General features: G+C 72.5%; 25 protein-coding genes. 16 read left to right on the plus strand and 9 right to left on the minus strand.

The features are described from left to right. Positions 1-112 precede the first annotated feature (112 nt). Entirely contained in the window at positions 113-1270 is a 1158-nt protein-coding gene (locus ACZ5WK_RS07745) for a cystathionine gamma-synthase (protein ID WP_465545989.1), read from the plus strand. A gap of 56 nt (positions 1271-1326) precedes the next feature. Here the strand turns inward: ACZ5WK_RS07745 and ACZ5WK_RS07750 are convergent, their stop codons facing one another. Continuing rightward, entirely contained in the window at positions 1327-1806 is a 480-nt protein-coding gene (locus ACZ5WK_RS07750) for a MarR family winged helix-turn-helix transcriptional regulator (RefSeq protein WP_465545991.1), read from the minus strand. A gap of 122 nt (positions 1807-1928) precedes the next feature. Here ACZ5WK_RS07750 and ilvA point away from each other — a divergent pair, with 122 nt between their 5' ends. The 3 genes from ilvA to ACZ5WK_RS07765 all read left to right on the plus strand — a co-directional run bounded on the left by ilvA (position 1929) and on the right by ACZ5WK_RS07765 (position 5312). Further along, the gene (gene ilvA, locus ACZ5WK_RS07755; RefSeq protein WP_465545993.1) at positions 1929-3140 is read left to right on the plus strand and encodes a threonine ammonia-lyase; all 1212 of its coding nucleotides are present in this window, start codon (positions 1929-1931) and stop codon (positions 3138-3140) included. A 209-nt stretch (positions 3141-3349) separates the two neighbouring features. Further along, complete coding sequence (locus ACZ5WK_RS07760; protein WP_465545995.1) at positions 3350-4453, plus strand: ATP-binding cassette domain-containing protein; 1104 nt, start codon at positions 3350-3352, stop codon at positions 4451-4453. A 1-nt stretch (position 4454) separates the two neighbouring features. Beyond that, positions 4455-5312, plus strand: coding sequence for an ABC transporter permease (locus ACZ5WK_RS07765; protein ID WP_465545997.1), 858 nt, complete (start codon positions 4455-4457; stop codon positions 5310-5312). 67 nt (positions 5313-5379) lie between these two features. On the opposite strand, the gene greA is transcribed toward ACZ5WK_RS07765, so the two are convergent. Together greA and ACZ5WK_RS07775 are read right to left on the minus strand one after the other, a co-directional pair. Beyond that, positions 5380-5880, minus strand: a complete 501-nt coding sequence (gene greA / locus ACZ5WK_RS07770; RefSeq protein WP_465545999.1) for a transcription elongation factor GreA — start codon at positions 5878-5880, stop codon at positions 5380-5382. Between the two features lie 289 nt (positions 5881-6169). After that, positions 6170-6586 carry a DUF4307 domain-containing protein gene (locus tag ACZ5WK_RS07775; RefSeq protein ID WP_465546001.1) on the minus strand — a complete coding sequence of 139 codons (417 nt, stop codon included), beginning with the start codon at positions 6584-6586 and terminating at the stop codon, positions 6170-6172. A 258-nt stretch (positions 6587-6844) separates the two neighbouring features. On the opposite strand from ACZ5WK_RS07775, the gene mca reads away from it, so the two are divergent. The 7 genes from mca to ACZ5WK_RS07810 are packed head-to-tail and all read left to right on the plus strand — an operon-like array spanning position 6845 to position 12778. Then, complete coding sequence (gene mca, locus ACZ5WK_RS07780) at positions 6845-7750, plus strand: mycothiol conjugate amidase Mca (protein WP_465546003.1); 906 nt, start codon at positions 6845-6847, stop codon at positions 7748-7750. Between the two features lie 48 nt (positions 7751-7798). Beyond that, positions 7799-7990, plus strand: coding sequence for a hypothetical protein (locus tag ACZ5WK_RS07785; RefSeq protein WP_396320599.1), 192 nt, complete (start codon positions 7799-7801; stop codon positions 7988-7990). Positions 7991-8032: 42 nt separating this feature from the next. Then, entirely contained in the window at positions 8033-10096 is a 2064-nt protein-coding gene (locus ACZ5WK_RS07790; RefSeq protein WP_465546005.1) for a thioredoxin domain-containing protein, read from the plus strand. A 40-nt stretch (positions 10097-10136) separates the two neighbouring features. Next, entirely contained in the window at positions 10137-11069 is a 933-nt protein-coding gene (locus ACZ5WK_RS07795; protein ID WP_465546007.1) for a GNAT family N-acetyltransferase, read from the plus strand. Between the two features lie 52 nt (positions 11070-11121). Further along, positions 11122-11937, plus strand: a complete 816-nt coding sequence (locus tag ACZ5WK_RS07800) for a sterol desaturase family protein (RefSeq protein WP_465546009.1) — start codon at positions 11122-11124, stop codon at positions 11935-11937. Continuing rightward, complete coding sequence (locus tag ACZ5WK_RS07805) at positions 11934-12158, plus strand: hypothetical protein (RefSeq protein WP_465546011.1); 225 nt, start codon at positions 11934-11936, stop codon at positions 12156-12158. Before ACZ5WK_RS07800 ends, ACZ5WK_RS07805 begins: the two co-directional genes overlap by 4 nt. Beyond that, positions 12155-12778, plus strand: coding sequence for a hypothetical protein (locus ACZ5WK_RS07810; protein WP_465546013.1), 624 nt, complete (start codon positions 12155-12157; stop codon positions 12776-12778). The genes ACZ5WK_RS07805 and ACZ5WK_RS07810 overlap by 4 nt, the downstream gene beginning before the upstream one ends. Before the next feature lie 8 nt (positions 12779-12786). On the opposite strand, the gene ACZ5WK_RS07815 is transcribed toward ACZ5WK_RS07810, so the two are convergent. After that, positions 12787-13719, minus strand: a complete 933-nt coding sequence (locus tag ACZ5WK_RS07815) for a hypothetical protein (RefSeq protein ID WP_465546015.1) — start codon at positions 13717-13719, stop codon at positions 12787-12789. Positions 13720-13983: 264 nt separating this feature from the next. On the opposite strand from ACZ5WK_RS07815, the gene ACZ5WK_RS07820 reads away from it, so the two are divergent. Both ACZ5WK_RS07820 and ACZ5WK_RS07825 read left to right on the plus strand, forming a co-directional pair. Further along, positions 13984-14643: a papain-like cysteine protease family protein gene (locus ACZ5WK_RS07820; RefSeq protein WP_465546017.1), complete on the plus strand. Its 660-nt coding sequence runs from the start codon at positions 13984-13986 to the stop codon at positions 14641-14643. 9 nt (positions 14644-14652) lie between these two features. After that, positions 14653-15498: a hypothetical protein gene (locus ACZ5WK_RS07825; protein WP_465546019.1), complete on the plus strand. Its 846-nt coding sequence runs from the start codon at positions 14653-14655 to the stop codon at positions 15496-15498. Between the two features lie 93 nt (positions 15499-15591). Here the strand turns inward: ACZ5WK_RS07825 and ACZ5WK_RS07830 are convergent, their stop codons facing one another. Both ACZ5WK_RS07830 and ACZ5WK_RS07835 read right to left on the minus strand, forming a co-directional pair. After that, a complete protein-coding gene (locus ACZ5WK_RS07830) occupies positions 15592-16251 on the minus strand; it encodes a TetR family transcriptional regulator (protein WP_465546021.1) in 660 nt (219 codons plus the stop codon). Positions 16252-16259: 8 nt separating this feature from the next. Further along, positions 16260-17903, minus strand: a complete 1644-nt coding sequence (locus tag ACZ5WK_RS07835) for an MFS transporter (protein ID WP_465546023.1) — start codon at positions 17901-17903, stop codon at positions 16260-16262. A 328-nt stretch (positions 17904-18231) separates the two neighbouring features. Here ACZ5WK_RS07835 and ACZ5WK_RS07840 point away from each other — a divergent pair, with 328 nt between their 5' ends. Continuing rightward, positions 18232-18816: a hypothetical protein gene (locus ACZ5WK_RS07840; protein ID WP_465546025.1), complete on the plus strand. Its 585-nt coding sequence runs from the start codon at positions 18232-18234 to the stop codon at positions 18814-18816. Here ACZ5WK_RS07840 and trhA read toward each other — a convergent pair. Further along, positions 18787-19470, minus strand: coding sequence for a PAQR family membrane homeostasis protein TrhA (gene trhA, locus ACZ5WK_RS07845; protein WP_465546026.1), 684 nt, complete (start codon positions 19468-19470; stop codon positions 18787-18789). The two genes, ACZ5WK_RS07840 and trhA, sit on opposite strands and share 30 nt — an antisense overlap. 276 nt (positions 19471-19746) lie before the next feature. Here trhA and ACZ5WK_RS07850 point away from each other — a divergent pair, with 276 nt between their 5' ends. Next, positions 19747-21588 (plus strand): phosphoenolpyruvate carboxykinase (GTP), encoded by a 1842-nt coding sequence (locus ACZ5WK_RS07850; protein WP_465546028.1) that lies wholly within the window; start codon positions 19747-19749, stop codon positions 21586-21588. A gap of 168 nt (positions 21589-21756) precedes the next feature. On the opposite strand, the gene ACZ5WK_RS07855 is transcribed toward ACZ5WK_RS07850, so the two are convergent. Together ACZ5WK_RS07855 and ACZ5WK_RS07860 are read right to left on the minus strand one after the other, a co-directional pair. Continuing rightward, a complete protein-coding gene (locus tag ACZ5WK_RS07855) occupies positions 21757-22971 on the minus strand; it encodes a pyridoxal phosphate-dependent aminotransferase (RefSeq protein WP_465546030.1) in 1215 nt (404 codons plus the stop codon). A 100-nt stretch (positions 22972-23071) separates the two neighbouring features. Further along, entirely contained in the window at positions 23072-23827 is a 756-nt protein-coding gene (locus ACZ5WK_RS07860; protein WP_465546032.1) for a hypothetical protein, read from the minus strand. Positions 23828-23955: 128 nt separating this feature from the next. On the opposite strand from ACZ5WK_RS07860, the gene ACZ5WK_RS07865 reads away from it, so the two are divergent. Then, positions 23956-24669: an A24 family peptidase gene (locus ACZ5WK_RS07865; RefSeq protein ID WP_465546034.1), complete on the plus strand. Its 714-nt coding sequence runs from the start codon at positions 23956-23958 to the stop codon at positions 24667-24669. The last annotated feature ends 100 nt before the right edge of the window (positions 24670-24769 follow it).

Raw genomic sequence — 24769 nt, forward strand, 5'->3', positions numbered from 1 at the left:
GGAAAAGGTGGCAAGGGTGACGCAGGGTGCAACGCGGACGGCGGCCCCCGGATTCCGCGGGCGTCGGGGATTCCGGAAGGCACCCCGCCGTTCGCCCACTACGCTCGGAGGCATGACCGAGCACCAGCTTCCCCAGGGCTTCGAGACTCTCGCCATCCACGCGGGTCAGGAAGCAGACCCCCAGACCGGGGCCGTCGTCACGCCGATCTACCAGGTGTCCACCTACAAGCAGGACGGGGTGGGCGGCCTGCGGGGCGGCTACGAGTACAGCCGCAGCGCCAACCCGACCCGCACCGCGCTGGAGGAGTGCCTCGCGGCGCTCGAAGGCGGCGCGCGCGGGCTCGCCTTCGCCTCCGGCCTGGCCGCGGAGGACACCCTGCTGCGCACCATCCTCAAGCCGGGCGACCACATCGTGATCCCCAACGACGCCTACGGCGGCACCTTCCGGCTCTTCGCCAAGGTGCTGACCCGCTGGGGCGTCGAGTTCTCCGTCGCCAACACCCAGGACCTCTCGACCGTCCGCGAGGCGCTGCGCCCGAACACCCGCGCGGTCTGGGTGGAGACGCCGTCCAACCCGCTGCTGGGCATCACCGACCTGGCCGCGCTCGCCGAGATCGCGCACGGCGCCGGCGCGCTGCTGGTGGTGGACAACACCTTCGCCAGCCCCTACCTGCAGCAGCCGATCTCGCTGGGCGCGGACGCGGTCGTGCACTCGACCACCAAGTACATGGGCGGCCACTCGGACGTCGTCGGCGGCGCCCTGGTGCTGGCCGACGCCGCCCTCGGCGAGGAGGTCGCGTACCACCAGAACGCGATGGGCGCGGTGTCCGGCCCGTTCGACGCCTGGCTGGTGCTGCGCGGCATCAAGACCCTGGGTGTCCGGATGGACCGCCACAGCTCGAACGCGGAGAAGGTCGCCGAGCTGCTGGCGGGCCACCCCAGGGTGAGCCAGGTTCTCTACCCGGGCCTGCCCGAGCACCCCGGCCACGACATCGCCGCCAAGCAGATGAAGGCGTTCGGCGGCATGGTCTCGTTCCGGGTCAACGGCGGCGAGGAGGCGGCGGTCGAGGTCTGCAACCGGGCGCAGCTGTTCACCCTCGGTGAGTCGCTGGGCGGTGTCGAGTCGCTGATCGAGCACCCCGGCCGGATGACCCACGCCTCGGTGGCCGGCTCCGCCCTGGAGGTGCCCGCCGACCTGGTGCGCGTCTCGGTCGGCATCGAGTCGATCGACGACCTGCTGGCCGACCTCACGCAGGCGCTCGGCAAGTAGCGGCCGGGTCCTGTCCGGCCGGTCGCGTCGATCCGCCGAGATCGGCCGGACAGGACCTAACCGCCCTGCCGGCCCGCCGTGTACGACTCCATGGAGTGGTTGAAGCGGGCCAGCAGGGCGCAGAACGCGCGCTGCTCCTCGGGTGGCCAGCCGGCCATCAGCCGGCGGGCCAACTCGGCTCGCCCGGCGCTGACTTCGGCCAGCCGTCGGGTGCCGACCGGGGTCAGCGCGAGCCGGACGGCGCGGCGGTCGGCCGGGTCCTGGACCCGGCCCACCAGCCCGGCCGCGACCAGCGGGGCGACCTGCCGGGTGACGGTGGAGGAGTCGACGCCGAGCGCGTCGGCCAGGGCCTTGACGTTGACGGGCCCGTGCCGTTCCAGCCGGTCGAGCAGCAGATAGGCGGCCCGGTCCAGCGCGCCCACCGCGTCGGAGCTGCGGACCTGTTCCATTCGCCGGGCGAACACCGCCAGCTGGTACTGGAGTTGGGTGTGCACGGGGTCGGTGCGGTCGGTGGCCTGGGGCGAGGTCGTCGTCATCGCGGCTCACGATCGTCGTGCGGTGAGGGAGGCTCAGGACCAGCAGCGTACGCGGGCCGGGCGGGCCCGGGAACAGGCCCGACATCCCGGGTTGGCGGCGTCACCCACCGTAGGCTGGCGGTATGCACAGCTGGCCGATCACCATCGACGATGTCCGCGGCGCCCAGAAGATGCTCGCCGGGGTCGCCCGGGTGACGCCGATGGAGGGGAGCCGGCACCTGTCCGCGATGATCGGTGCGCCGGTCCACCTGAAGTGCGAGAACCTGCAGCGCACCGGCTCGTTCAAGCTGCGCGGGGCGTACGTGCGGATCGCGGGACTCTCGCCGGTGCAGCGGGCCGGCGGGGTGGTCGCGGCAAGCGCCGGCAACCACGCCCAGGGGGTGGCGCTGGCGGCGTCGCTGCTCGGGGTCCGTTCGACGGTCTTCATGCCGGTGGCCGCGCCGCTGCCCAAGGTCGCGGCGACCCGCGAGTACGGCGCCGAGGTCCGGCTGCACGGCGCCAACGTGGACGAGGCCCTGCAGGCCGCGCAGCGGTACTCGGAGGCGACCGGGGCGGTGTTCATCCACCCCTTCGACCACTGGGACGTGGTCACCGGCCAGGCCACCGTCGGCCTGGAGATCCTGGAGCAGTGCCCGGAGGTGCGCACCATCCTGGCCGGCGTGGGCGGCGGCGGGCTGCTGGCCGGGATCGCGGCGGCGGTGAAGCCGCTCCGCCCGGACGTGCGGGTGATCGGTGTGCAGGCGGCGGGCGCGGCCGCGTACCCGCCCTCGCTGGCGGCCGGGCGGCCGGTGACGCTGGAGCACTTCGCCACCATGGCGGACGGGATCATGGTCGGCCGGCCCGGGGACATCCCGTTCGAGGTGGTCAACACCCTGGCGGACGGCGTCCGTACGGTGTCCGAGGACTCGCTCTCGCGCGCCCTGCTGCTGGGCCTGGAGCGGCTGAAGCTGGTGGTGGAGCCGGCCGGGGCGAGCCCGGTGGCGGCGCTGCTGGAGCAGCCGGAATCCTTCGAGGGCCCGGTGGTGGCGGTGCTCTCCGGTGGCAACATCGACCCGCAGCTGATGCAGCGGGTGCTGCGGCACGGCCTGGCGGCGGCCGGTCGCTACCTGTCGCTGCGGGTGCGGCTGGCGGACAAGCCGGGATCGCTGGCGGACCTCCTCGGGGTGCTGACCCGGGTGGACGCCAACGTGCTGGACGTGGCGCACGTGCGGATCGACCCGCAGCTGGGGCTGACCGAGGTCGAGGTGGACCTCCACCTGGAGACCAAGGGGCCGGAGCACTGCGCGGCGGTGCTCGGTGAGCTGCGGGACGCGGGGTACGTCGTCTCCCGGTAGGTCCCGCGGCTCGCGCGGGCCGGGGAACCGTCAGTGACCTCCGTCGCCACGGCGGAGCCATGCCTCTTGACGCGATGTATCGCGTGCTACCAGACTCGCGATACATCGCGTCCTGTCGCCGTGTGGCCGGAAATCGAGTCGCCCGCACGGCTTGATACGGGGCAGAGTGGGACAGATCGCTCATATCGCCCGAGGAGATGAGGCAGGCCATGGCGCCAGCCATCCAAGCCGAGAACCTGGTGAAGACCTTCGGCGACGTACGAGCCCTGGACGGCGTCAGCCTCGACGTTCCCGAGGGCACGGTGCTCGGGCTGCTCGGCCCGAACGGCGCCGGCAAGACCACCACCGTGCGCGTCCTCACCACCCTGCTCCGACCCGACTCCGGCCGCGCGGTGGTCGCCGGCGTCGACGTTCTCCAGCACCCCAACCAGGTCCGCAGCATGATCGGGCTCTCCGGCCAGTACGCCGCCGTCGACGAGTACCTCACCGGCTTCGAGAACCTGCAGATGGTCGGCGAGCTCTACCAGATGAGCGCCCGCGAGGCGAAGGCACGGGCACTGGAACTGCTGGAGTGGTTCAACCTCACCGAGGCCAAGGACCGCACCGCCAAGACCTACTCCGGCGGCATGCGCCGCCGCCTCGACCTCGCCGCCGCCCTGGTCGTCCGCCCGCCGGTGATGTTCCTGGACGAGCCGACCACCGGCCTCGACCCGCGCAACCGGCTCGCGCTCTGGGAGGTCATCGAGACCCTGGTCGAGCAGGGCACCACGCTGCTGCTCACCACCCAGTACCTGGAGGAGGCCGACCGCCTCGCCCACGACATCGCCGTGGTCGACCACGGCCGGGTGATCGCCCGCGGAACCGCCGACCACCTCAAGGCGCAGATCGGCGGCGAGCGGATCGAGGTCGTGGTGCACCGCGCCGACCTGGTCGGCGACGCGGTGGCCGCGCTCTCGGAGTTCGCCCTGGGCGAGCCGGCCGTCGAGAAGAACACCCGGAAGATCACCGTCCCGGTCAGCGGCGGCGCCCGGGTGCTCGCGGACGCCATCCGCGAGCTGGACGCCCGCTCGATCGAGATCGACGACATCGGCCTGCGCCGGCCGACCCTGGACGACGTCTTCCTCTCGCTCACCGGCCACGTCACCGAGGCCGAGGAGGAGGAGAAGGGTGCCGCCGGCAAGGGCGGCAAGGGCGGCCGGGGCCACGGCGGACGCGGCAGGGGCCAGACCGGGAAGGACGACGACGACGGCGCCGCCGGCGAGGGCGGCCGGGGCCCCGGCCAGCAGGCCGTCCCGGCCGGCAAGGAGCTGTGAGATGACGACCGCCACCGAGCACGCCATCGGCGGCGCGGTCCCCAAGCAGCGCCGGGGCGCGGCCGCCACCCTGCACGACTCCTGGGTGGTCGCCAAGCGCAACCTGCGCCGGATGACCCGGATACCCGAGATCGTGGTGTTCGGGCTCATGCAGCCGGTGATGTTCGTGCTGCTGTTCTCGTACGTCATGGGCGGGGCCATCCAGATCCCCGGGACGCAGGCCAGCTCGTCCACGTACATCCAGTTCCTGATGGCCGGCATCTTCGCCCAGACCGTCACCTTCGCCACCGCCGGCGCCTCCGCCGGCATCGCGGAGGACATGACCAAGGGCCTGGTGGACCGGTTCCGCTCGCTGCCGATGGCCCGCTCGGCCGTCCTGGTCGGCCGCACCCTGGCGGACCTCGTCCAGACCGCGTTCACACTGGTCGTGCTGGCCCTGGTGGCACTGGCGGTCGGCTGGCGCATCCACAACGGGGTGCTCAGCGCGCTCGGCGCGTTCGGGCTGCTGCTCCTGCTCGGCTACGCCTTCTCCTGGATCGGCGCGCTGATCGGCCTCTCGGTGCGCAGTCCCGAGGCGGCCACCTCGGCCGGGCTGATCTGGCTCTTCCCGCTGACCTTCATCTCCAACGCGTTCGTGCCGATCAGCTCGATGCCGGGATGGCTCCAGGGGATCGCCTACTGGAACCCGTTCAGCGCCACCGTGCAGGCCTGCCGCGACCTCTTCGGCAACCAGGTCGGCCCGGTGGACAGCGCCTGGCCGATGCAGCACGCCGCGCTGGTGTCGGTGCTCTGGTCGCTGCTGATCACCGCGGTGTTCTCCTGGCTGTCGGTGCGCAAGTACCGCTCCGCCGTGGGCTGACGCCCGGCGTGCACGTGCGAGGGCGGCCGTGGGGTCCCTCCACGGCCGCCCTCGGTGCGTCGGCGGGTCAGCCGTTGTGCGGCTTCACCTCGGTGATCGTCACCGAGGCCTGCTTGCCGTTCGGCAGCTCGTACGTCGCCTCTTCGCCGACCTTCTTGGTGTCGATGGCGCGGCCCAGCGGCGACTGCGGGGAGTAGACGTCCAGGTCGTCGCTGCCGGCCATCTCGCGCGAGCCGAGCAGGAAGGTCATGGTGTCGTCCTCGTCGCCGTCGAAGGCGACCGTGACGACCATGCCCGGGGCCACCACGCCCGAGTCCGCCGGGGCCTCGCCGACCTTGGCGCGCTCCAGGAGCTGGGTGAGCTGGCGGATCCGCAGCTCCTGCTTGCCCTGCTCCTCCTTGGCCGCGTGGTAGCCGGCGTTCTCCTTGAGGTCACCCTCTTCGCGCGCCGCCTCGATCTTCTGGGCGATCTCGATGCGCCAGGGGCCGGTCAGGTGGTCCAGCTCGGCCTTGAGCTGGTCGTAGCCGGACTGAGTGAGCCAGGTCACGTGGTCGCTGGTCTGGGTCACAGGTGCTCCTCGTAGGTGCTGGGGCTGTGCTGAGGGTGTGAGTCGTCAGCAGGGGTGGTGGTGGAGATATCGGTCGTAACTACAAAGCAACGCCCGCTCCCGTACCTCTTGGTGCGGAAGGGGCGAAACCACGAGCCTAACAACTCCCGCCGACAAGCGGGAGAGTCGTTGGCGCGTCATTGACGACAGCATTGCGCCGAGGTGTACAGGACCGGTGTGGCAGGACTCCTCTACGGATTCCCGCTCTCCAGATCGAATATGCGCCCGGGCGTGCCGCGATCGCCAGTCATTACTTCGCCGGCGTGCATCCCAGCAGCTCGGCGGTGGTGCCGCGGGCGGTGGTCCGCAGGCTCACGGTGGCGTCGTAGCTGCCGCCGTCCTTCGGGACGGGGAAGTCGGCCATGCCGACCACCGCGCCGTCCTCGCCCTGCGAGCGGACGGTACAGCTGCCCGCCGTGCCGTCGCTCTTGCGCACCGCCAGGTGCAGCTTCATCTCGCCGTCCGAGACCGCCTCGAAGGAGGGGACGGTGCCGTTGATGGTGGTCTCGCGGATCAGGTAGGAGCCGCCCAGCCAGGCGAGCAGGCCCAGTGCCAGGACGCCGCAGACCGCGCCCACCACCTTGAGACGGCGGTCGGCCTCGCGGTCGCCGTGCCGTCCGTAGCGCCCCTCGGGCAGCTGTGCAGCGGTGGTGGTGCCAGAGCTCATCGAACTCAGTCCTCTCGTGGGAGGCCCGCCTGGGTGGTGCGGGGAATGCGACGCTCCTCCAGTCCGTCACTATAGGAGGGGCACGCCCGCGGCCGGTCCGGCGGGGGCGGGGCTCGGCCGTGTCGGCGGCGTGGCGATGTGGCGCCGCGGCGTACCGGGCGGCCGGTCCCGCGGTGACGTGGTCCCGAACCGAACGGCTCGGACGGTGGGCAGACCGGACTTCGCGGGAGCCCAGACATTGTGGAAGGAACGCAGGCGTTGACTGAGCAGTTGCGACTCATGGCGGTGCACGCCCACCCGGACGACGAGTCCAGCAAGGGCGCGGCCACCATGGCCATGTACGTCGACCAGGGGGTGGACGTGCTCGTGGCCACCTGCACCGGGGGGGAACGCGGGTCGGTCCTCAACCCGAAGCTTCAGGGGAAGCCGGAGATCGAGGAGAACATCCACGAGGTCCGGCGCAAGGAGATGGACGAGGCCCGCGCGATCCTCGGGATCAAGCAGGCCTGGCTGGGCTTCGTCGACTCGGGCCTGCCGGAGGGCGATCCGCTGCCCCCGCTGCCCGACGGCTGCTTCGCCCTGCAGGACGTCAAGGAGGCGGCCGAGCCGCTGGTCCGGCTGATCCGCGAGTTCAAGCCGCAGGTCATCACGACCTACGACGAGAACGGCGGGTACCCGCACCCGGACCACATCATGACCCACAAGATCACCATGCTGGCCTTCGACGCCGCCGGTGACCCGGACGCCTACCCGGACGCCGGCGAGCCCTGGCAGCCGCTGAAGCTCTACTACAACCACGGCTTCCCGATGGGCCGGATCCGCGCGCTGCACGCGTACCTCACCGAGCACGGCCACGAGTCGCCGTACGGCGAGTGGATCGAGGGGTGGGAGAAGAGCGGCCGCAAGGAGCGCGAGATCACCACCCGGGTCCGCTGCGACGACTGGTTCGAGACCCGGGACCGGGCGCTGATCGCGCACGCCACCCAGATCGACCCCGACGGCCCCTGGTTCCGCGTGCCGCTCGAGGTCCAGCGCGAGGTCTGGCCGACCGAGGACTACGAGCTCGCCCGCACCCTGATCGACGCCGACCTGCCGGAGGACGACCTGTTCGCCGGCCTGCGCACCCCCACCCTGGCGGTCGAGGCCGCCGACACGCGCGACTGACCCACCCCCGATGGCCCGGCTCCCCGTGAGCCGGGCCACCATAGAGATATGAGCGCCCCCGTGAACCTCACCCACATCGCCGCCGAGCTCGCCCTCGACGAGACCAAGGTGACCCCCGGCCTGCTGGGCTTCGTGGTCTTCGCCGCCCTCGGCGTGGCCACCTGGTTCCTGGTCAAGTCGATGAACAAGCAGTTCAAGCGCGTCGACTTCGTCGAGGAGCCGGAGACGCCGAAGGAGTGAGACGGGGCCCCCGTCCGCGCGCCGATGCGCAAGGATGGGGGCATGCCGAACCGTCTCGCGGACGCGACCTCGCCCTACCTGCTCCAGCACGCCGAGAACCCGGTGGACTGGTGGCCGTGGGGCCCCGAGGCGTTCGAGGAGGCGGAGCGGCGCGGGGTGCCGGTGCTGCTGTCCGTCGGCTACGCCGCCTGCCACTGGTGCCACGTGATGGCGCACGAGTCCTTCGAGGACGAGGCGCTGGCCGGGTACGCCAACGAGCGGTTCGTCGCGGTGAAGGTCGACCGCGAGGAGCGCCCGGACGTCGACGCCGTCTACATGGAGGCGGTGCAGGCGGCGACCGGGCAGGGCGGCTGGCCGATGACGGTCTTCCTCACGCCCGACAAGGACCCGTTCTACTTCGGGACGTACTTCCCGCCGGAGCCCCGGCACGGGATGCCGTCCTTCCGCCAGGTGCTCGAAGGAGTCGACGCCGCCTGGCGCGACCGCCGGGACGAGGTCGGCGAGGTCGCCACCCGCATCCGGGCCGACCTGGCCGAGCGGGCCTCGGTCTACTCGGCCGGCGCCCACCACCCGCCGGCCGAGGCGGACCTGCACCAGGCGCTGGTCACGCTCAGCCGGGACTTCGACGCCCGGCGCGGCGGCTTCGGCGGCGCGCCCAAGTTCCCGCCGTCCATGGTGATCGAGTTCCTGCTCCGCCACCACGCCCGCACCGGCTCCGAGGCGGCCCTGGAGATGGCCGTCCGCACCGGCGAGGCGATGGCCCGCGGCGGCATCCACGACCAGCTCGGCGGCGGCTTCGCCCGGTACTCGGTGGACGCCGGCTGGGTGGTCCCGCACTTCGAGAAGATGCTCTACGACAACGCGCTGCTGCTCCGCGCCTACCTGCACCTCTGGCGGGCCACCGGCGCACCGCTCGCCCGGCGGGTGGCGCTCTCCACCGCCGACTTCCTGCTGCGCGAACTGCGGACCCCGGAAGGCGCGTTCGCCTCGGCACTGGACGCCGACAGCCTCGACCCGGCCACCGGGAAGCCGGCCGAGGGGGCGTACTACGCCTGGACGCCCGGGCAGTTGGCCGAGGTGCTGGGGGAGGCCGACGCCGCGCTCGCGGCAGAGCTGTACGAGGTGACGGCGGAGGGGACGTTCGAGCACGGCGCCTCGGTGCTGCAACTGCTCGCCGACCCGCAGGACGAGGAGGCCGCCGAGCGGATCCGGGCGAAGCTGTTCGAGGCCCGCGCAGGCCGGCCCGCCCCCGCCCGGGACGACAAGGTGGTCGCCGCCTGGAACGGCCTCGCCATCGCCGCACTCGCCGAAACCGGCGCCCTGCTGGACCGCCCCGACCTGGTCGAGGCCGCCGAGCGCGCCGCCGACCTGCTGCTCGCCGTCCACCTCACCCCCGAGGGCCGGCTGCTGCGCACCTCCCGGGACGGCCGGGCCGGTGCCAACGCCGGCGTCCTGGAGGACTACGCCGACACCGCCGAGGGCTTCCTCGCGCTGTACGCCGTCACCGGCGAGGCGGAGTGGCTGGAACTGGCCGGCGGCCTGCTGGACACCGTGCTCAGGCACTTCGCCGACGAGGCGTCCGGCGCGCTGTACGACACCGCCGACGACGCCGAGGAGCTGATCCGGCGGCCCCAGGACCCGACCGACAACGCCACCCCGTCCGGGTGGACGGCCGCCGCGGGCGCGCTGCTCACCTACGCCGCGTACACCGGTTCGGCGCGCCACCGCACCGCCGCCGAGCGGGCGCTCGGCATCGTCGGGGCACTGGCCACCCGGGCACCGCGGTTCATCGGCTGGGGCCTGGCCGTCGCCGAGGCGCTGACGGACGGCCCGCGCGAAGTCGCCGTGGTCGGCCCGGCAGGGGCGACGGCGACGGCCGCACTGCACCGGGCGGCACTGCTGGGGACGGCGCCGGGCGCGGTGGTCGCACTCGGCGGGCCGTCCGGGGAGGACGGGGTGCCGCTGCTGGCCGGCCGGCCGCTGGTGGGCGGGGAGCCCGCCGCGTACGTCTGCCGGCACTTCGCCTGCGACGCGCCGACCACCGATCCGGCGGCGCTGGCCGAGCGGCTCGGGGCACTGCCGGAGCTGAGCGGCCCGGTCGGGTAATTCGGTTGGTCCCGGTCCGGCGGGCGGGCCAGAATCGGGCATGACCTGGACATTGACGACCTCCCTCGACGAGTTCCGCGCCCGGGCCGGCGACTTCCTCGACGCCCGCCCGGCCGAGAACACCGTGCTGCTCACCGTGGTCGACCGGCTGGTCAGGCGTGGGCTGCACGTCTTCGGGGAGAGCGCGCCGGTCTTCGGCTGGTGGAGCCGCGAGCCGGGCGGCCCGGTCGAGGGCGCCTTTCTGCGGACGCCACCGTTCGAGCCGCGACTCGGCGTGATGCCGGACGCGGCGGCCGCCGCGCTCGCCGGTGAACTGGCCGCGGCCGGGCCCGGGTTCGCCGAGGTCCCCGGGGTTTCCGGCGGCGAGTCGGCGGTCCGGGCGTTCACCGCCGCCTGGCAGGCCGCCACCGGCGCCACCGCGTCCCTCCGGTTCAAGCAACGGCTGTACCGGCTGGGCGAGTTGACCGACCCGCCGCGCCCGCCCGCCGGCCGCCACCGGGTCGCCACGCCGGCCGACCGCGAGGTGCTGATCGAGTGGTACGAGGCGTTCGCGGTCGAGGCCACCGTCGAACTCCCCAACATCCCGGGCACGGTGGACGAGCGCATCGCCGACGGCCTGCTCCACCTCTGGGAGGACGGCGGCCGCCCCGTCGCGATGGCCGGGAACAGCCCCGTGGTCGCCGGCATGACCCGGGTCGGCCCGGTCTACACGCCCGTCGAGGCACGCGGGCACGGCTACGCCAGCGGCGTCACGGCGGCCGCCTCGGCAGCCGCCCTCGCCCGGGGCGCGGCCGAGGTGCTGCTCTACACCGACCTCGCCAACCCGACCAGCAACTCGATCTACCAGAAGATCGGGTACCGGCCGGTGGAAGACTGCCTGACGCTGGACTTCGCGGACTTCGCGGACTTCGCGGACTTCGCGGACGTCCCGGATGTCGCGGATGTGCCGGACGTCGCGGACTTCGTGGGCTGATCGGGTCTGCGGGCCGGTGGGGCCGGGTAAGCCGGGTGAGGGGGTGACCGCGATGGGGGACGGGCTACTCGTCCGGGCAGGCAGGCTGGGCCCGGGGGAGGTGGTGGCCGGCGCGCTCGCCGCCAACCTGGGACTGCTGGTGGTCTCACTGGTCGCGGGCGGGCTGCTCGTCCGGCGGTACGGCGAGCGGCGGGTGACACCGCCGCCCCCGCCGCCCGACCGGCGCGAGGTGCTGCTCGCGGCCACCGCCGTCCTGCTCAACTCCGTCGTCGGCGTGGCCGGCTGGGCGCTCTGGCGGGCCGGCTGGATCCGGCTCTCCGCGGACACCGGACTCCGCGCCGCGGCCGACCTGGTGGTGTTCACCCTGGTGATGGACGGCCTGATGTACGGCGGTCACTGGCTGGCCCACCGCCGCCGGCTCTACCGGCTGGCCCACGAACTCCACCACGGCTACCCCGACCCGCGCCCCGCCACCCTCTTCGTGCTGCACCCGCTGGAGGTGCTCGGCTTCGGCGGCACCTGGCTCGCGGTGCTCTGCGTTCGGGAGATGTCCGCCGTCGCCCTGCTCGGGTACATCGGCGTCAACCTGGTCTTCGGCCTGCTGGGGCACCTCGGCGTCGAACCGTTCCCCGCCCGGATCCGGCGGCGCGCGGTCTTCCGCTGGGTCGCCCTGCCGATGTTCCACGCCGGCCACCACGCCGACCCGGCCGTCAACCTGGGCTTCTACACCACCCTGTGGGACCGGCTGTTCGGCACCATCGACCCGGCCTACGACACCCGCCGCACCACCGAATGGCCGGCACCCGCCGGCCGTCAGTCGATCGCGCGGACCCCGGGCGACAGCTCGGCCCGGCCCTGGCAGTCGTGAAGCACGACCTGCTCAACCCGGACGAGGGCTGGTACGGGAGGGACCCGGCCAGCGCGTCGTTCGGCGCCCAGCGCTTCGCCGTGGACGACTTCGGCCAGACGACGGACATCATCGGGGCGCACACCAAGTACCTGACCCCGGAGGGCGGCGGCCCCTCGCTGGGGAACATCGCCTCCATCGTGACCCGCGGCTGCGACGTCGTGCGGGTGGAGGGTCGATGAGGTTCCGCTGGAAGGTGGTCGTCCCGCTCGTGGTGGTGGTCTCCGTGCTGATCACCGGAGTGGGATTGTTCTACAACGGATACGGGCCCATGGCATTGCGGGACAAGCGTGTCCTGCACCTGAAGGACCCGGCGGTGGCGAAGGACCGGATCGACGAGTTCCTGCGCGCCACCATGGCCGGAATCTCGCCGCACGTGGCCTTCCTCGGCGGCGACTACCAGGTGACGCGCGAGGAGGACCACTGGGACGGCGAGCCGAGCCTGAAGTCGCGGCTCTTCGGAGCAGTCGCCATCCGTACCCGGATATCGCAGGTGAAGCTCCCGGGCTTGCTCGACCAGATCAGCCGGAACTGGGAGAGCCTGGGATGTGGCCCGGTGGACCGGACGGAGACCGGGCAGTACAGCCCGGGACTGGCCTCCCTCGGCTGCGCGACCTTCGACGACCTGTTCGTGGGGCTCAGCGCGTCCTCTGACGGGTCGTACAACAGTATCTCCTTCAGTGCGGAACTCGACTTCGTGCGGTACCGGCCCGCTGATGAGTACGGGCCGATGCCGTCACTGCCCCGGGGGTCGACAGGCGAGCGCGGCGGCGACCTGGACGACCCCTACTGGTCCCACTGACCTCTCCGCTACTCCCAGTCCCACCGGACGCCCAGCAGGCACGGCTGCAGGGCGGAGGCCACCAGGTGCACGCACCGGTGGCCGTCGAGTGTCAGCTCCTCCGTCTCGTACGGCTTCTCGCCGGGTGAGTGCAGCGCGAAGCGGTGGCAGCGGACGGGGAGGGCGGCGGGGTGGAAGGTGACCTGGAGGACGTACTGGCCGGCGCCGGAGTTGAAGCCGCGGACGTACTCGCTGCTGGGGGTGGGGGTCGGGGCGTCGTCGAAGCCGTAGCCGAGGAGGTGGGTGTCGCCGGCGCGGAGGCGGCGGTCGAGGAGGAGTTCGGCGACGAGCAGGTCGTGGGCGGGGTCGCGGCGGATGCGGCCGGGGCGGCAGTTCTCCTCGGCGCGGACGCCGACGCGGTCGATGTCGCAGCCGGGGTCGCCCTGGTAGATGGCGAGGTAGCGGTCGATGCCGTCGCGGTGGGCGCGCAGGGCGTGCTGGGAGTCGCGGCGGACGAGGTGGCGGTCGGGGCCGATGCGGATGCGTTCGATGTGGGTGATGGTGTGCAGGCCGGTGTCGCGCGGGCTCGCGATGGTGGCGAGCAGGTCGTCGACGGCGGTGGCCGGGGTGATGAGGTCGCGGTAGGGGCGGACGGGTGGGCCGGCCGGGTCGGCGGGGGTGGCGCGGCGGGGGCCGAGGAGCCGGGTGAGGGAGTGTGCGGGGAGGTCGAGGACGTCTTCCAACGCTCTCACCGCGCGGAGGGATTCGGCGCGTTCGGGGCGGCGGCGGCCCTGCTGCCAGTAGCTGAGGCTGGTGATGCCAACCTGGACGCCGCGTTGGGCGAGGTGTTCGCGGACGCGGTGCAGGGCGAGGCCGCGGGCGGCGATGGCGGTGCGCAGGGCGAGGTGGAACGGGCCGGTGCGCAGGGCGGTGGCGAGGTCCGCCTGTTCGCTGCGTTGCATGGCGGCCTCCTCGGGGGCGGGCCGGGCAGGTTCCGGTTGGTCGTGAATATTCACATGCGGAGGGCGGTTTGTCACCGGCGGTGGCGTGCCGCGCGGTGGTTCCGGGGGTGGCGTTCACACCTGGGCGGGGTCGTTCACACCTGTGGACGGGGATCGCGAGGGCCGTTGACCAGGTTCTGTCAACGGCGGGATGCTCGGTGACGCGATCCGGACCGCACCCCCACACTTCTCCACTCCTCTGCCTGTGCAAGGAGGAACGCCCCCATGTCAGTTCCACGGATACGCCTGCGCCGTGCGGTCTCGGTGCTCGCGCTCGGCGTGCTCGGCCCGGCGCTCACCGTCGCGGCCGCCGCCCCGGCCTCCGCCGCCCCCAACGGCGCGCCGGCCCCCACCGCGCACGTCCGCCCGGCAGGTGCCTCGGGCAGTACGGCCGACCTGGCCGGCACGTACAAGAAGCTCAACATCACCATGCAGCAGCAACAGCAGACCAACTGGTGCTGGGCGGCGAGCGGCAACACCATCGCCACCTGGTTCGGCTACAGCTACAGCCAGAACCAGTTCTGCAACGCCGCGTTCGGCCGGTCGACCAGCTCCAGCTGCCCCAACAGCCAGGCCACGCTGGGAGATGTGCAGAACGGCCTGAGCTGGGTCGGCATCAACCCCGGTTCGTACGTCACCGGGTACCTGCGGTACAGCACCGTGCAGACGGAGGTGAACGCCGACCGCCCGGTCGAGACCCGGATCCAGTGGAGCTCCGGCGGCGGTCACATGCACGTGGTGTACGGGTACGACACCTCGAACAACTGGGTCTACTGGGGTGACCCGTGGCCGTCCAACTACCGCTACAACTGGGCGGACTACAACTACTACGTGTCCAACGGCACGTTCTCCTGGACCCACTCCCTGTACCGGATCGGCGCGTGAGGGGCGACCATGACCAGCATCCGTAACGCGGCCGTGGCCGTCCTGATCGCCGCCGGCCTCGGTCTGGCCGTCACCCCGGCGGCGTACGCCGGCGGCGGGGCCGGTTCTCCCGCACCGGTCACCGGTGCCGAGCTGGCGCAGGCCCGGGACGCGGCCCAGAACCCCGCCGTCCTGGACCAGTTGGGCCACTTCTTCGCCCGCAAGGGCGTGCCGCCGACCAAGCAGCTGACCATCGGCGCGGCCGAGGAGGCGCAGGCGGCGAGCGCCGCCGCGCCGAGGCTGTCCGGCGACACCGTGCCGGTCTACACCCTGGACGCGGCCTTCGTGGCCGGGACCCCGGGTGCGCCGGTGGCCAGGGCCGAGTTCACCGCCAGCAAGGCCGTCTCGGCGGACGGCCAGGTGGCCTCGGTCTGGACGGCGAAGCAGGGCAACACCTGGCGGGTCGTCAACATCGCCTCGGGCGGCGACGAGAGCGACTACGCGGCGCAGGCGGCCGGCGGCGGCGGCGGGACGGCGTTCCGCGAGCCGCAGCTCAACGCCTGGTACGTGCTGCGGGACGGCCGGGTCCTGCCGTTGGACGACGAGGCGCGGCGCTCGGTGGGCGCGGCCGGGGTGAGCCTGGCGGCGTACCAGAAGCTGGTCCAGCAGCGGTACGGGGACAAGCTGCCCGGTTCGGCGTACGACCGGGCCGGGAAGGGCGGCGGCTACCAGCCGGACGCCACCGTGCGGGAGGCGGCTGCGGAGGGCGGCGGTACCGCGCTGCCCACCGTCACGGCGGCCGCGGCCCTGGGCGTCACCGCGCTCGCGGGCGCGGGTGTCGCGCTGCGGCGGCGGGCGGGTGCCCGGCGCGGGTAGCGCCACCGGGTGAGGGGCGGCGGGGTCCGGCGCGGCAGCCGGGCCCCGCCGTCGCACGCCCGGCCGCACGGCCCGCCCGGACCCCCGCGCCGGCTACAGCCCGGCGAACCCGCGTTCCAGGAAGGCGAAGGTGTCGTCGACGAGGTCCGCGAGGTCCAGCGTCCCCTCGCTCTCGGCCCATCGCAGCGCCGCCTCGGTGGTGGCCGCGCCGATGGCGGCCGCGGTGATCCGCATCTCGAAGGTCGGCTCCTCGACGCCGGTCCGGCGGGTCAGCACGTCCAGGTAGAGCAGCTGTGGGTTGCTGGCGTCCTCGTGCATCCGGGCGCGCAGCGCGGGCACGTCCTTGACCAGCCGCATCCGGATGAGCAGTTCGTCCTGCTCGTGCTGCGACAGTTCGCGGATCAGCCCGATGAGGGACTCCCGGCAGGAGTGCAGGAACGGTTCGTCGGAGGGGCGGGCCAGCAGCGCGGTGACCATCGCCGGGTCGTACTCGTCGGTGAGGACGAGGTCCTCCTTGGTGCCGAAGTACCGGAAGAAGGTGGACTGCGAGACCTCGGCCGCCGCTGCGATCTGCTCCACGGTGGTGTTCTCGTAGCCCTGTTCGGCGATCAGCCGGTACGCCTCGCGGCGGATCGCCTGGCGGGTCTTCAGCTTCTTCCGCTCGCGCAGCGACAGCGGCGCCTCCAGCATCGCCTGGACCGGGTTGGCCGGTCCTGCTGCCGGGGGTGCCGTTGTCGGCCGCGTTGCGTTCATACCTTCGATTATCCGTGATCGGAGGCCGGCACGGAGGCCGTCCCGGACGGTGACCCCGGCTGCGACCCCGCATCGGCGGCGGCCGCCTCCCGCACCTCGGCCGCCTGGGCCGCGGCCTCGGCCGCCTCCTGCGCCTCCGCCGCCGCGCGCGGCTCGGCGCTCGGCATCCTCAGCGCGACCAGCACCGCCGACAGCACCGCGATGGCCCCGGAGGCCAGCAGCACCACCGTCATGCCGTGGACGTACGCGGCGTGCGCGGAGGCGGCCAGCGCCCGGTCCCCGGTGGCGGTGGCCACGGCGTCGGCGGCGACCACCGACTGTTCGGCCTTGTGCGCGGCCTCGGCGGGGAGCGCCGCGGTGTCCAGCGAGCCGCGGTACGAGCCGGCCAGCAGGCTGCCGAAGACGGCCACCCCGATCGCCCCGCCGACCTGGCGCAGGGTCTGGATCAGCCCGGAGCCGACGCCGGCCCGGGCGGGCGGCAGGGTGAGCAGGGCGGAGGCCTGGGCGGTGATCAGCGACAGGCCCATGCCCAGGCCCAGCAGGGTGAGCCAGACCGCGGCCAGACCGTAGCCGTCGGAGATCGCGGTGCGGCTGCCGAGCAGCAGGGCGGCGGCCAGTACGGACAGCCCGACGGAGATCACCGCGCGGGCGCCGATCCGGGTGACCAGCCGGTCGCTGAGCTTGGCGGCCACCATCAGCCCGAGCATCATCGGCATCAGCCGCAGGCCGGTGCCGAAGGCGTCGGCGCCGAGCACGCTCTGGAAGTAGAGCGGCAGGACGAAGAAGGCGCCGAACAGAACCAGCGAGACCAGCGTCGCGGCCACCGCCGACCAGCGGAAGGTCGGGTCGGCGAGCAGGGTGAGGTCGAGCATCGGGTCCCGCTGGCGGCGGCTGCGCCGTACCAGGGCGGTGAGCGCGACCAGCGAGCCGCCGAGCATGCCGAGCACCAGCGGGTCGGCCCAGCCGCGGTCGGGGCCCTCGATGATGCCGAAGGTGAGTGCGGCCAGGCCGCCCGCGCCGAGCACGGCGCCGAGCAGGTCGATCCGGGGCGCGGCGGGGTTGCGGGTCTCCGGGAGCAGCAGGACGCAGGCGACGATGCCGATGGCGGTCAGCGGGATGTTGATCAGGAAGACCGAGCCCCACCAGAAGTGCTGGAGGAGGAAGCCGCCGATCAGGGGGCCGAGCGGGGCCCCGGCCGCCAGTGAGGCGGCCAGGACCGCCGTGGCGCGGCGCTGCTCGCCGGACGGGAAGAGCCCGGGGATCACCGCCATGGACATCGGCATGACCAGCGCGCCGGCCATGCCCATCGCCGCGCGGGCGGCGATCAGGGTGCCGGGGCTGTCGGCGAGCATGCCGACCGCGGAGGAGAGGCCGAACAGGGCGAGGCCCACGGTGAGGGTCCGGCGGCGGCCGAACCGGTCGCCGATCAGTCCGGCCGGGAGCATCGCGGCGGCGAAGACCACGGTGTACGAGTCGACGATCCACTGCTGCTGCCCGGTGCCGGCCTGCAGTTGGGAGGCCAGGGTGGGCAGGGCCACGTTGAGGATCGTCATGTCGAAGCTGATCACCAGGACGCTCAGCGCGACGGCGACCAGCGCCAGCCAGCGCCGCGGGTGCGGCCCGGGCGGGGCGGGGGCGGGAGCGGCGGACACGGGCAACCTCCGGAAGCCGGTCGGAAGGGCGTGAAAGGTTCTCTCAAATGACAGTAACTCCCAAAAGATGGCGACCGTCAAGACGTCGGGATGTGGCCATTGCGTCACGCTCCGTCATGTGTCCTGGAAGTGCTGGTTCCGCACATGGAATTGACGCAACGTTGATCTGTCGTTCGCCGCTTCGGGGCGCCTGCGGGTGACTGTCGGTAGATACGATGTGGCAATCGGTCAGTGCAGGCCGACGCGTGCCGAGAGCGGAGAAGGGGTGGGGCGGCAGGAGCCGACCACTGGCCCGGCGCAGGAACCGGCGCGGGGAAGGGGAGTCCGAATGGCAGACAGGGAGTCGACCGCCCAGATCTGGGGCGCGGCGGTGGTGGTGGGATCGGCGCTGGCCGTGGTCGCCGCCTATCTGATCAACGGCGCCCCGCTGGTGCTGGCGGTCGCCGGGGTCGAGGTGCTGCTGCTGATGGCGTACGTCGGCCGCCGCTGGCGGTTGCTGCGCCAGCCCGTCGCGCCGCGTGGCCACCAGTCGGCCGGCGGGGCCCCGGACGCGGCTCACTGCGAGCGCTGCCGCCGGGCCCGCGAGGCACTGGACGCCCGGCAGGCCCGGCAGGCCCGCTCCCGCCCGTCCGTCGACGGCCCGTACGTCGACTGCTCCGGCGCCGACCGTCCCTACGCCGACCGCTCCAGCGCGTCGCCCGAGCACGCACCGCGTGAGGGTGTACCGCGCGAGGGCGCACCGCACGAGCGGGTCACGCGCGAGCGCTCGGCGGACGCCCGCCCCGACCACGGCCACCCGCCGCGCCCCGCCTCGGAGTGGACGGCGGAACGGGCGGCCACCCGGTCATCGGACCGGCCGGCCGCCCGTCATGGCGTTCCCGGCTCAGCCGGCCGCGCTGTACGCCACCAGTGAGACCCCGACGTACTGCACGATGAAGGCGCCGAGGGTGAAGGCGTGGAACACCTCGTGGAAGCCGAACCAGCGCGGTGACGGGTTGGGCCGCTTGAGCCCGTACACGACCCCGCCGACGCTGTAGAGCACCCCGCCGACGACCATCAGCACCACCACGGCGACCCCGCCGGTGTGCAGGAACTCCGGCAGGAAGAACACGGCGGCCCAGCCCAGCGCTATGTACACCGGTGTGTACAGCCAGCGCGGTGCGCCGACCCAGAAGACCCGGAACGCGATCCCGGCCAGCGCCCCGCCCCAGGCCACCCAGAGCAGCACCTGCTTCGCGGCACCGTCCAGCAGCAGGATGGTGAACGGGGTGTAGGTGCCCGCGATGATCAGGAAGATGTTCGCGTGGTCGAGCCGGCGCAGGACGGCGTCGCCGCGCGGGCCCCAGGTGAAGCGGTGGTAGACCGCGCTGACCCCGAACAGCAGCCAGGCGCTGACCGAGTAGATCGCGCAGGCGGCCTTGGCGGACGTGGAGCCGGCCTGGCAGATCAGCACGATCCCGGCGGCCACCGTGGCGGGGAACATCGCGGCGTGCAGCCAGCCGCGCCATGTCGGCTTGCTCTCCGTACGCTCCGTGATCTCCACGAGCTCAGCAGTCATGAGCAGCATGCTACCTGCTACCTACGGAGCCGTAGGTTACTGCCGCGTAGGAAGTGGTGCTCATCACTACTTGGACGTTTTGGAGTGTTCGACTCCAGGGTGCGGGTGCCCCGACTGGGCCGAAGGCGATGCCTTACTCGCCAGTAACCAGACTGAATGTAGTAAAAGATGCGTCAATTTCACCGCTGTGCCGTATTCGAGCCTTGAGGCCGGAGCTACGCTGCAAGCACCCTCAAACCCCCGCTACGCCGCCTCCCTGCCGAGATGGCGTGAAACGGAGCGATCGTGTCGTACGAGAACCTCGCTCTCAGCGCATCCGCGCCCACCCGCCACAAGCGTCTGCTGGCTTGGGTGAGCGAGATCGCGGAGCTCACCCAGCCGGACCGCATCGAGTGGTGCGACGGTTCCGAGGACGAGTACCACCGCCTCGCGGACCTGCTGGTGGCCCAGGGCACCTTCAAGAAGCTCAACGAGGAAAAGCGCCCCAACTCCTACTACGCCGCCTCGGACCCCACGGACGTGGCGCGCGTCGAGGACCGCACCTACATCTGCTCCGAGCAGGAGAAGGACGCCGGTCCGACCAACAACTGGAAGGCCCCCGCCGAGATGCGGGCCGTCTTCCAGGGGGAGAACGGTCTGTTCCGCGGCTCGATGAAGGGTCGCACCATGTACGTGGTGCCCTTCTCGATGGGCCCGGTGGGCTCCCCGCTGGCCGCGTACGGCGTCGAGATCACCGACTCCGCCTACGTCGCCGTGTCGATGCGCGTGATGACCCGCATGGGCCAGGCCGTGCTGGACCAGCTCGGCGAGGACGGCGACTTCGTCAAGGCCGTGCACACCGTCGGTGCCCCGCTCGCCGAGGGTCAGGCGGACGTGCCGTGGCCGTGCAACAGCACCAAGTACATCTCGCACTTCCCGGAGACCAGGGAGATCTGGTCCTTCGGCTCCGGCTACGGCGGCAACGCCCTGCTCGGCAAGAAGTGCTACGCGCTGCGCATCGCCTCGACCATGGCTCGCGACGAGGGCTGGCTGGCCGAGCACATGCTCATCCTCAAGCTCACCCCGCCCGCCGACGACAAGGGCCAGGCAGAGCCCAAGTACGTCGCGGCCGCCTTCCCGTCGGCCTGTGGCAAGACCAACCTGGCCATGCTCCAGCCGACCATCCCGGGCTGGAAGGTCGAGACGATCGGCGACGACATCGCCTGGATGCGCTTCGGCGCCGACGGCCGCCTGTACGCCATCAACCCCGAGGCCGGTTTCTTCGGCGTCGCCCCCGGCACCGGCGTGGACACCAACGCCAACGCCATCGAGACGCTCTGGGGCAACACCGTCTTCACCAACGTCGCCCTGACCGACGACGGCGACGTGTGGTGGGAGGGCCTCACCGACGAGCCGCCGGCCCACCTGACCGACTGGCGCGGCAACGACTGGACGCCGGAGTCCGGCACCCCGGCGGCCCACCCGAACGCCCGCTTCGCGGTCCCGGCCGCGCAGTGCCCGACCATCGCCCCCGAGTGGGAGGACCAGGCGGGTGTGCCGATCTCGGCCATCCTCTTCGGTGGCCGCCGCGCCACCGCCGTCCCGCTGGTGACCGAGTCCTTCAACTGGCAGCACGGCGTCTTCCTGGGCGCCAACATCGCCTCCGAGAAGACCGCCGCCGCCGAGGGCACCGTCGGCGAGCTGCGCCGCGACCCGTTCGCGATGCTGCCCTTCTGCGGCTACAACATGGGTGACTACTTCGCCCACTGGCTGAAGGTCGGCGCCCAGGCGGATGCCGCCAAGCTGCCGAAGATCTACTACGTGAACTGGTTCCGCAAGAACAGCGAGGGCAAGTTCGTCTGGCCCGGCTACGGCGAGAACAGCCGCGTGCTCAAGTGGATCGTCGAGCGCCTGCAGGGCGCCGGCGAGGGTGTCGAGACCCCGATCGGCGTGCTGCCGACGGTCGAGGGCTTCGACCTGGACGGCCTGGAGCTGTCGAAGGAGGACCTCGACCTGCTCTTCACCGTCGACGCCGACATCTGGCGCCAGGAGGCCGCGCTCGTCCCGGCCCACCTGGAGCTGTTCGGCGACCACACGCCCACCGAGCTGTGGGACGAGTACCGAGACCTGGTCGCGCGCCTCGGCTGAGCCTGAGCCTCAGCCGAGAGCAATCGGCGGTGCGTGGCACGAATCGCGCACCGACCGAGCGACAGGACGGCCGGAGCCCCGCCGGACGATCTTTCCCCGACCAAGGAGATCGTCCGGACCGGGACTCCGGCCGTAGCGTTTTCACCGAGGAGTGCCGCAGCGGCGCCGTCAGGGCTGGGTGTAGCCGCCGAGGAAGTCGCCGATGCGGGTGACGGCGTCGGTGATCTCCTCGGCGCGGGGGAGGGTGACCACCCGGAAGTGGTCCGGCTCGGGCCAGTTGAAGCCGGTGCCCTGGACCAGCAGGATCCGCTCGGCGCGCAGCAGGTCCAGCACCATCTGGGCGTCGTCCTTGATCTTGTAGACCTTCGGGTCCAGCCGGGGGAAGGCGTAGAGCGCGCCCTTCGGCTTCACGCAGCTGACCCCGGGGATCTCGTTGAGCAGCCGCCACGCGGCGTCCCGGGACTCCAGCAGCCGGCCGCCGGGGAGGACGAGGTCCTTGATCGACTGCCGCCCGCCGAGCGCCGCCGCGACGGCGTGCTGGGCCGGCATGTTGGCGCAGAGCCGCATCGAGGCGAGCACCGTCAGGCCCTCGATGTAGCTGCGGGCGCGGTGCCGGTCGCCGGAGAGCACCATCCAGCCGGAGCGGAACCCCGCGACCCGGTACGCCTTGGAGAGACCGTTGAAGGTGACGCAGAAGAGGTCCGGGGCCAGGGTGGCCAGCGGGATGTGCTCGGCGTCGTCGTAGAGGATCTTGTCGTAGATCTCGTCCGCGTAGACCACCAGTTTGTGCCGGCGGGCGATCTCGACCAGGCCCTCCAGGACCTCGCGCGGGTAGACCGCGCCGGTCGGGTTGTTCGGGTTGATCACCACGATCGCCCTGGTCCGGTCGGTGACCTTGGCCTCGACGTCGGCGAGGTCCGGGTACCACTCGGACTGCTCGTCGCAGCGGTAGTGCACGGCGGTGCCGCCGGCCAGCGAGACCGAGGCGGTCCAGAGCGGGTAGTCCGGCGCCGGGACGAGCACCTCGTCGCCGTCGTCCAGCAGCGCCGTCATGGCCAGCTGGATCAGCTCGGAGACGCCGTTGCCGAGGAAGACGTCCTCGACGGTGAGGCCGTGCAGGCCGCGGTCCTCGTAGTGCATCACCACGGCGCGGCGGGCCGCGAGCAGGCCCTTCGAGTCGCCGTACCCGTGCGCGGACGCGAGGTTGCGCAGGATGTCCTGGAGGATCTCCGGGGGCGCGTCGAAGCCGAACACGGCGGGGTTGCCGGTGTTGAGCTTCAGGATGCGGTGGCCCTGCTCCTCCAGCCGCATCGCCTCGTCGAGCACCGGGCCGCGGATGTCGTAGCAGACGTTGGCGAGCTTGCTGGACTGGATGACCTGCATGTCTGCCTACTTTAGGGGCACCGCGGGGCGGCCCGGCGCGCATGCGGGGAGACGCGCCGGACCGCCCGGGAGGGGCCCCTTCGATCGAGAGGCGAAGCTGTCAGCCGACCTTCCAGATCAGGGGCTCGGTGTCCAGAACGCTGCCGAAGACGAGGAACTTCGGCGGGGTGTTGGTCGGGACGAGATAGACGGCACACTGCTGCTGGGTCTGGCCGTCCGCCAGGGTGCCGGGCTTCTTGCCGGAGTCGCACTGCGGGATCGACTTCAGGATGGTCGGGGCCGGCAGGGCGCCGCCGGTGCCCGACGCGTCGGACTTCACCTTGAACCGCATCATGAAGTACTCGTCGGTGAGCGGGGCGCCGGTGCGGTTGGTGAAGGAGACGGTCACGTAATACGGCGTCCTGCCCTCCACGTCGGCCGGCTTGAAGTTGAACGACGCGATCTCGGCGGCGGTGCCCTTGACCACGGAGACCGGGGTGACGTCGGCCTTGGTCTTGCCGAGGTAGCTGCCGGTGGCGGTGGGTGCCAGCGGGTTGTCGTAGCTGATCTTGCTGCCGCTGCCGCCGCCGGCCCCGCCGATCGGGTTGCCGCTGGTGGCGGCCGAGGGGACGGGGTTCGGGGTCGAGCCGCCGCCGCCCGTGCCCGCGCCGCCGCCCGCGGTGCCGGCCGGGTCCCCGCCGGTGGCCGACGGTGCCCCGGTGGCGGCCGGGGTGCCGGTGACGGCCGCGGTCGCGCCGCCGGTGCCCGCCGCGCCCGGGTCGGCCGGGTCCGCGTTGTCCGGCCCGCAGGCCGTCAGCAGCAGGGCCAGGGCCGCGAGCGGGACGGCCGCGCGCAGCGTGTTCTGAGTGTTGGTCACAGTGATTCCCCGTGGATGATGTGGTCGGTGCGGTGCCCGGACTCCGATGGCACCGCAGGGGTCCGACGCCGATGAGCGCGGACCGGTTCCCGGAGGGCCGGTCCCGGCGGTGAGCGAGAGGGGGCACCGTGGCCGTCACGGTACTCGGTGCGGTGCTGGCCGGTCTGCTGGTGGCACCGGCGCTGCGCGGGCTGGTGGTGCGGTACGCCGTGCCAGAGGGCCAACCGTGGTGCACCGCCTGCCCGTTCTGCGCCCGGGAGCTGCGCGGCCTGCCGCCGACCGGGCGCTGCCCGGGCTGCCGGGAGCGGCTGGGCCCGCGGTCCTGGCTGGTCGAGGCGGTGACCGCGGCCTCGGCCTCGGCCGCGCTGAGTGCGGCCCACCCGGGCGACGCCCTGCTGCTGCTCTGGGCGGCCGGGCCCGGTGTGGTGCTCGGCTTCACCGACGCCCGGGTGCGCCGGCTGCCGTACCCGCTGAGCTGGACGCTGGCGGCCGGACTGGCGTTGCTGCTGGTGGTGCTGGAGCTCGTGGACGGCCGCCCGGGCGTGCTGCTGCGCTGCCTGCTGGTGGGGCTGGCCGCCGCCGCGCTCTTCGAACTGCCCGGCTGGTTCGGCCTGATGGGCGCCGGGGACACCGTCCTGGCGCTCGGTCTCGGTGCGCTGCTCGGCCGGTACGGCTGGTCGGCGGCCTTCACCGGGCTGTTCTCGGCCGCGTTCCTGGCCGGGCTCTGGGCGATCGCCCGGGCCGTGGCCGCCCTGGTCCGGCGGCGGCCGGTGCGCGGCCTGGACCTGCCGATGGGGCCCTTCCTGCTGCTCGGCACGCTGGCCGCAGTACTTCTCCGGTAGGACCGGCAGGAAGCGTGCGGGGAAGCGGACGGGCCCGCCGTACCGGTCAGGTACGACGGGCCCGTCGGCGGCGCGCGGGCCCCACCCTCAAGGAGCGGCG

The organism is Kitasatospora sp. NPDC032757, from assembly GCF_055579305.1.